General features: G+C 72.0%; 7 protein-coding genes. 6 read left to right on the top strand and 1 reads right to left on the bottom strand.

Translation table 11 applies throughout. The annotated features are described in order from the left end of the window. From RBXJA2T_RS03575 to RBXJA2T_RS03565, 3 genes are all read left to right on the top strand, one after another. Positions 1–929, top strand: a 929-nt coding sequence (locus RBXJA2T_RS03575) for a phospholipase A (RefSeq protein WP_009855948.1), incomplete at its 5' end; no start/stop codon positions are given. A 13-nt stretch (positions 930–942) separates the two neighbouring features. Beyond that, a complete protein-coding gene (locus tag RBXJA2T_RS03570; RefSeq protein ID WP_009855947.1) occupies positions 943–1842 on the top strand; it encodes an isopenicillin N synthase family dioxygenase in 900 nt (299 codons plus the stop codon). A gap of 70 nt (positions 1843–1912) precedes the next feature. Continuing rightward, positions 1913–3304: an amidohydrolase family protein gene (locus RBXJA2T_RS03565; RefSeq protein WP_009855946.1), complete on the top strand. Its 1392-nt coding sequence runs from the start codon at positions 1913–1915 to the stop codon at positions 3302–3304. Here the strand turns inward: RBXJA2T_RS03565 and RBXJA2T_RS20925 are convergent, their stop codons facing one another. Next, positions 3305–4858 carry a methyl-accepting chemotaxis protein gene (locus RBXJA2T_RS20925; protein WP_009855945.1) on the bottom strand — a complete coding sequence of 518 codons (1554 nt, stop codon included), beginning with the start codon at positions 4856–4858 and terminating at the stop codon, positions 3305–3307. 155 nt (positions 4859–5013) lie between these two features. Between RBXJA2T_RS20925 and lpxC the strand changes: the two genes are divergently transcribed. The 3 genes from lpxC to RBXJA2T_RS03545 all read left to right on the top strand — a co-directional run. Further along, complete coding sequence (lpxC, locus tag RBXJA2T_RS03555; protein WP_009855944.1) at positions 5014–5949, top strand: UDP-3-O-acyl-N-acetylglucosamine deacetylase; 936 nt, start codon at positions 5014–5016, stop codon at positions 5947–5949. Positions 5950–5959: 10 nt separating this feature from the next. Beyond that, complete coding sequence (locus tag RBXJA2T_RS03550) at positions 5960–6145, top strand: hypothetical protein (RefSeq protein WP_009855943.1); 186 nt, start codon at positions 5960–5962, stop codon at positions 6143–6145. A gap of 31 nt (positions 6146–6176) precedes the next feature. Then, on the top strand, positions 6177–6905 hold a 729-nt coding region (locus RBXJA2T_RS03545), incomplete at its 3' end, for an ExeA family protein (RefSeq protein ID WP_009855942.1).

The raw sequence follows: 6905 nt of genomic DNA, 5'->3' as shown, positions 1-6905 counted from the left end.
GCCTCGCCGGCCGCGCGCCGGTGGCGCCGCCGCCGGCCGCCGAGGCGCCGCCGACGCTGCTGGCCGCACGCGGAGCGCCGGTCGCCGACCCGGCCGAACCGCGCGAGACCAGCCTGCTGTCGCGCTTCTGGGAGCTCGACCGCGCCGACAAGCGCGGCATCTTCAACTTCACCGGCTACCGGCCGAGCTACGTGATGCCGGTGCACTACACCGACCGCATCAACCGGCGTCCGAAGACGCCGACCCAGCCCGAGCTCGACCAGCCCAACTACCGCAACGTCGAGGCCAAGTTCCAGCTGTCGGTGCGCGCCAAGCTGGCGCAGGGGCTGCTGCTGCCCGACGCCGACCTGTGGTTCGGCTACACCCAGCAGGTGCTGTGGCAGATCTGGAACACCACCGACTCCAAGCCCTTCCGCAACGCCGACTACGAGCCCGAGCTGATCTACATGGTGCCGACGCCGCAGGGGCTGCAGCGCTTGCCGCTGGGCTGGCGCTGGCGGTTCACCGAACTCGGCCTGGCGCACCAGTCCAACGGCCAGAGCGACCCGCTGTCGCGCAGCTGGAACCGCAGCTACCTCGGCGCCGGCTTGGAGCGCGGGCCGTGGACGCTGCAGGCGCGCATCGCCCACCGGCTGTCGGAGTCGCGTGCCGACGACGACAACCCCGATCTGGTGCATTACCGCGGCCGCGCCGACTTCACGCTCGGCTGGGCCTCGGGGCCGCACGCCGCGTCGCTGCTGTACCGCACGACGCTGAAGGAGGGCCGCACCGGCGCCTTCCAGTTCGACTACACCTACCCGGTGTTCTCGGACCAGCCGAACGGATTGCGCTGGTACTTCCAGCTGTTCAGCGGCTACGGCGAGACGCTGACCGATTACAACTTCCGCCAGAACAGCGTCGGCCTGGGGCTGAGCTTCGTGCAGTTCTGACACCGGAGAGGCGATGACGATCCTGTTGCTGGACCTCGAATCCGCGCCGCCGGCCGAGCTGGCGCGCCGCCTGGACGACGCGCTGCGCGCCGACGGCTTCGTCGCCGTCACCGGCCACGGCGTGCCGGCCGACGTCGTTGCCGCGGCCTTCGACGCCAGCCGGCGCTTCTTCGCGCTGCCCGAGGCCGTCAAGTGCCGCTGGCACATCGACCGCTGGCCGCTGCACCGCGGCTTCGACCCGGTGGGCTGGCAGGCGCTGGACCCCAACCGCCCGGCCGACCTGAAGGAGAGCTTCTACCTCGGTGTCGAGGCGCTGGGCCCGAACCAGTGGCCCGACGAGGCGCTGGTGCCGGGCTTCCGCGCCGCGCTCGACGCCTACGCGGCGGCGCTGCGCACGCTGGCGGCGCGCATGATGGGGCTGTTCGAGCTGGCGCTGTCGCTGCCGCCGCGCCACTTCGACGTGTACACGCGGCGCCCGAACTGCGTCACCCGTCTGCTGCACTACCCGCCGGCGCCGGCCGTCGTGCTGCCCGGGCAGCTCGGCTGCGGCGCACACACCGACTGGGGTGCGCTGACGCTGCTGGCGCAGGACGACGCCGGCGGCCTGCAGGTGCAGCGCGCCGACGGCCGCTGGCTCGACGTCGAGCCGGTGCCCGGCGCCTTCGTCGTCAACATCGGCGACATGACGCGGCGCTGGACCAACGACCGCTGGCGCTCGACGATGCACCGCGTCGTGCCGCGCCGCGTCGGCATCGAGCGCTGGTCGATCGCCTTCTTCTTCGACCTCGACGCCGACGCGCTGGTCGCGCCGCTGCCAACCTGCGTCGACGCCGCGCACCCGGCGCGCTACGCGCCGATCACCGCCGGCGAGCACCTGGCCGAGATGTACCGCCGCACCACGCTGTCCGGCTGAGCTGGCGCACGGGGCGGGCGGCGCGGCGGGCGGATACTCGCGGCCGTATTCCCGTCCCTGCCTCCTCCCCATGACCGACTTCCTCGTCCGCGGCGCCGCCGAACTGTGGACCGGCCGCCGCGACACGATGCGCGTGCGCGGGCCGGTGGACCTGCGTGTGCGCGCCGGCCGCGTCGCCGCCATCGGCACGCTGGCCGCCGAGCCCGGCGAACGTGTGCTCGACGCCGCCGGCTGCATCGTCTACCCGGCCTGGGTCAACACCCACCACCATCTGTTCCAGAGCCTGCTGAAGGCCATCCCCGAGGCCATCAACCTGCCGCTCGTGCCCTGGCTGGGCGCGGTGACGGTGCCGTACCGCGCCGGCTTCCGCGACGAGCACGCGTTCCGCACCGCGGTGCGTGTCGGCCTCGTCGAACTCGCGCTGTCGGGCTGCGGCACGGTGGCCGACCACCAGTACCACGTCTACCCGGGCATGGACTACGACCCGTCGGCGGTCTGCTTCGAGGAGGCCGAGCGCCTGGGCCTGCGTTTCGTGCTCTGCCGCGGCGGCCAGACGCTGCCCAGCGCCGACGCCCCGCCCGAAGCCGTGCCCGAGACGCTGGAGCAGTTCCTCGCCGGCGTCGAACACGACGCGGCGCGTTTCCACGACCCCTCGCCGCACGCGATGCGGCGTGTCGTCAGCGCGATCACGACGCCGCACACCAGCTGCACTTCGGGCGAACTGCGCGAGATCGCGCGCCATGCGCGCGGTCTGGGGCTGCGCCTGCACAGCCATCTGTCGGAGACCGACGACTACCTGCGCTGGGCACGCGAGCACCACGGCTGCTCGCCGATCGAGTTCGCCGAGCGCCACGAGTGGCTGGGGCCGGACGTCTGGTACGCGCACATGGTGCATCTGGACGACGCCGAACTGCGCCGCTGCGCCGAGACCGGCACCGGCATCGCGCACTGCCCGCAGAGCAACGCGCGGCTGGGTTCGGGCATTGCGCGCATTCCCGAGGCGCTGGCCGCCGGCGTGCCGGTCGGCCTGGCGGTCGACGGTGCGGCGTCCAACGAAGCCTGCGACATGTTCAGCGAAGCTCACGCCTGCTGGCTGACGCACCGCGCCGACCCGCGTTCGGGCCGTTTCGCCGGCCAGCCCGGCGGCCATGCCGGGGCGATGACGGTCGAGGACGTGGTGCACGTCGGCACCGCCGGCGGCGCGCGGGTGCTGGGGCTGGACGGCGTCGGCACGCTGGCCGTGGGGCAGGGCGCTGATTTCGCGGTCTACGACCCGCGCGAGCCGCGCCACTTCGGCCTGCACGACCGGGCGGTGGCGCCGGTGGTCAGCGGCGGTCGCACGCCGCTGAAGGCGTTGGTCGTCGCCGGTCGTGTCGTCGTCGAGGACGACGCGATTCCCGGTCTGGACCTGGCGGCGCTGCACGAAGACGCGGCGCGCTGGGTGCGCACGCTGCGCCGCTGATCAGGCCGCCTGCAGGCGGAAACGCGCCACCAGCGCCTGCAGCGCCTCGGCCTGGCGGTGCAGGCTGTCGGAGGCCGCGGCGCTCTGCTCGACGAGCGCGGCGTTCTGCTGCGTCACGTCGTCCAGCGTCGTCACGGCCTGGCCGACCTGGTCGATGCCCGAACGCTGCTCGGCGCTGGCGTTGCCGATCTCGCCGACCAGCGTGCTGACACGCTCGACCTGGGCGACGATGGCGGTGATGCGCTCGCCGGCATCGGCGACCAGCCGGTTGCCCGACTCGACGGTGTCGCGGCTCTGGCCGATCAGCGTCTTGATCTCGCGCGCCGCCTCGGCGCTGCGCTGGGCCAGCAGGCGCACCTCGCCGGCGACGACCGCGAAGCCGCGGCCCTGCTCGCCGGCGCGCGCCGCCTCGACAGCCGCGTTGAGCGCCAGGATGTTGGTCTGGAAGGCGATGCCGTCGATCGTGCCGATGATGTCGCCGATGCGCTGCGAGCTGCTGCCGATGGCCTGCATCGTCGCCACGACACGCTGCATCGCCTCGCCGCCGGCGCTGGCGCCGGTGCTGGTTTCGGCGGCCAGGCGCGCGGCCTCGCCGGCGGTCTCGGCGTTGGAGCGCACGGTGGACGCCAGTTCCTCCATCGACGCCGCGGTCTGCTGCAGGCTGCTGGCCTGCGATTCGGTGCGCCGGCTCAGGTCGGCGTTGCCGGTGGCGATCTCGGCGCTGCTGGTGGCGATCGAGTCGGCGGCGCCACGCAGTTCGACGACGAGCTGCACCAGCGCCGCGTTCATGCGCGCCAGCGCGGTCAGCAATCGGCCGGTCTCGTCGCGCCCGCCTTCGGGGATGCGGCTGCTCAGGTCGCCGGCGGCGACACGGTCGGCCACGGCGACGGCGGCGTTCAGCGGCACCGTGATCGAGCGCGTGATCAGCCAGGCCAGCAGCGCGCCGGTGGCCAGCGCGATCAGCGCCGCGACGACCATCATCACGCGCGCCCGGTCGTAGGCGGCAGCGTCCTCGGCGGTGGCTTCCTTCATCGCCGTCTGGCTGAACGTCTGCAGCTCGCGCAGCGCGCCGGCGAAGGCGTGCAGCGACTCGTAGGTCACGCCGAAGAGCTGCGCCGCGGCAGCGCCCTCGTCGGCGTTCTCCACCGTCTTGAAGACCTCGGCGACCTCGCGCTTGTAGCGCTGGCGCGTGGCCTCGGCCTTGTCGAACAGCGTCACCGCCTCGGCGTCGTCGAGCAGCGGCTTGAGCTCGGCCATTGCGTCGTCGAAGGCCTTGATGTTGACCTCCAGCCGTTCACGCGCCTTGGCCAGACGCTCGGGGCTGGTGTCGCCGACGATCTGCATCACGCGGCCGATGCTGCCGCGCACGTTGTCCAGCGCCGCGCCGACCAGCGCCACCTTGCGGTACTCGGTGACGGCGATGTGCTCGGTGCGGGCGTGCATGCCGGCCATCGTCCAGCCGGCCAGCGCCAGCGTGGCCACCATCAGCAGCAGCACGGCGACAAAGGCGGCGCCCAGGCGCACGCCGATGCGGAGATCACGGAAAACAGTCATGCCAGCCCTCTTAGGCCCATCGGGATTACCGGCTGTATCGGCCCGGGTGGCGTGTGGCTTGAGCGCGCGTTGTCAATAATTTCATCAATTCTGCCAATCGAGGCGATGTTGACCCGCGCCGGCCCGGGGCGAGCGCCATGCGGGACAATACGGTCATGATCCAGCAGCGCACCCTGAAGAGCCTCACGAGGGCCGTGGGCGTCGGCGTCCACAGCGGGCAGAAGGTCGAGCTGACCCTTCGCCCGGCCCCGCCGGACACCGGCATCGTCTTCCGCCGCATCGATTTGCCGGTGCCGGTGGACATCCCGGTGCGTCCCGACACCGTCTGCGACACGCGCATGGCGACGACGATCAGCCCCGGCGGCGACCCCGGCGCGCCCAAGGTGCAGACCATCGAGCACCTGCTGTCGGCCTGCGCCGGCCTCGGCCTGGACAACGTCTACATCGACATCACCGCCGAGGAGGTGCCGATCCTCGACGGCTCGGCGGCGAGCTTCGTCTTCCTGCTGCAGAGCGCCGGCATCCAGCTGCAGAACGCGCCCAAGCGTTTCCTGCGCGTGAAGAAGCCGGTCGAGCTGCGCGAAGGCGAGGGCCCGACGCTGAAGTGGGCGCGCCTGGAGCCGTACCACGGCTACAAGCTGAGCTTCGAGATCGAGTTCCACCACCCGGCGCTCGACGCCACCGGCCAGCGCCACGAGTTCGACTTCGGCAGCGGCCGCTACAAGACCGACATCGCGCGCGCGCGCACCTTCGGCTTCACGAAGGACGTCGAGATGATGCGCTCGCGCGGGCTGGGCCTGGGCGGCAGCATGGACAACGTCATCGTCGTCGACGAGTACCGCGTGCTCAATGCCGACGGCCTGCGCTACGACGACGAGTTCGTGAAGCACAAGATCCTCGACGCGATCGGCGACATGCACGTCGCCGGCCAGCCGCTGCTGGCCAGCTACACCGCCTTCAAGGGCGGCCACGCGCTGAACAACAAGCTGCTGCGCAAGCTGCTGGCCGACAGCACGGCCTACGAGATCGTCAGCTTCGAGCGCGAGAGCGACGCCCCGCGCGGCTTCGCCGAGCTGGCGCCGGCCTGGTGACACGCGGCCGATGCTGATCTTCCGCCTCGTCTTCGGCCTGCTGCTGCTGGCCGGGCTGCTGTGCTTCGCGATGTACATCGCCACCGGCCAGACCGGCTGGCGGCGGCGCGGCATCGTCATCGTCAAGTGGACGGTGCTGGCGGCGATCGGCTTCTTCGCGGTGCTGATCCTCGAGCGCCTGGCGCTGATGCTGTAGCGCTCGGCGCGGCGGTTATGCTCGCCGCGCCATGATCGTCGAGTCCTTCTTCGGGCTGTCCCGCGAGCCGTTCTCGATCGCGCCGGACCCGCGGTTTCTCTACCCCAGCGAGCAGCACCGCGAGGCGCTGGAGCTGCTGAACTACGGGCTGGCGCGCGGCGCGAGCTTCGTGCTGCTGACCGGCGAGATCGGCGCCGGCAAGACGACGCTCTGGCGCACGTTCCTGGAGCAGCTGCCGTCCAACGTCGACGTCGCCAGCGTCGTCAACCCGAAGCTCGGCGTCGACGCGCTGATCGCCCGTGTCTTCGAGGACCTGCACGTCGAGCTGCCGGCCGCCGACGGCCCGGTGGACATGATCGACGCGCTGCACGGCCACCTGCTGCTGGCCCATGCCCAGGGCCGGCGCACGCTGATCGTCATCGACGAGGCGCAGGCGCTGTCGCACGAGGTGCTGGAGCAGCTGCGCCTGCTGACCAACCTGGACTCCAGCGGCCGCAAGCTGCAGGTGCTGCTGATCGGCCAGCCCGAGCTGCGCGGCATGCTCGCGAGCCCGGAGCTCGAGCCGCTGGCGCAGCGCATCGTCGTGCGCGCCCACCTGGGCGCGCTGACCGAGGCGCAGACGGCGGCCTATGTCGAGCACCGGCTGCGCGTGGCCGGGCTGCAGGGGGCGCTGCCGTTCGACGGCGAGGCGCTGGGCCTGGTGCACCGCTTCAGCGGCGGCGTGCCGCGGCGCGTCAACGTGCTCTGCGACCGCGCGCTG

This window comes from Rubrivivax benzoatilyticus JA2 = ATCC BAA-35, from assembly GCF_000190375.1.
Classification (GTDB): Bacteria; Pseudomonadota; Gammaproteobacteria; order Burkholderiales; family Burkholderiaceae_C; genus Rubrivivax; species Rubrivivax benzoatilyticus.
This window is presented reverse-complemented; position numbering and strand designations above follow the sequence as displayed.

Coding starts and splice junctions, on each gene's coding strand:
- RBXJA2T_RS20925 (WP_009855945.1), bottom strand. CDS start 4,858: ATGACTGTTTTCCGTGATCTCCGCATCGGCGTGCGCCTGGGCGCCGCC.
- RBXJA2T_RS03565 (WP_009855946.1), top strand. CDS start 1,913: ATGACCGACTTCCTCGTCCGCGGCGCCGCCGAACTGTGGACCGGCCGC.
- lpxC (WP_009855944.1), top strand. CDS start 5,014: ATGATCCAGCAGCGCACCCTGAAGAGCCTCACGAGGGCCGTGGGCGTC.
- RBXJA2T_RS03550 (WP_009855943.1), top strand. CDS start 5,960: ATGCTGATCTTCCGCCTCGTCTTCGGCCTGCTGCTGCTGGCCGGGCTG.
- RBXJA2T_RS03570 (WP_009855947.1), top strand. CDS start 943: ATGACGATCCTGTTGCTGGACCTCGAATCCGCGCCGCCGGCCGAGCTG.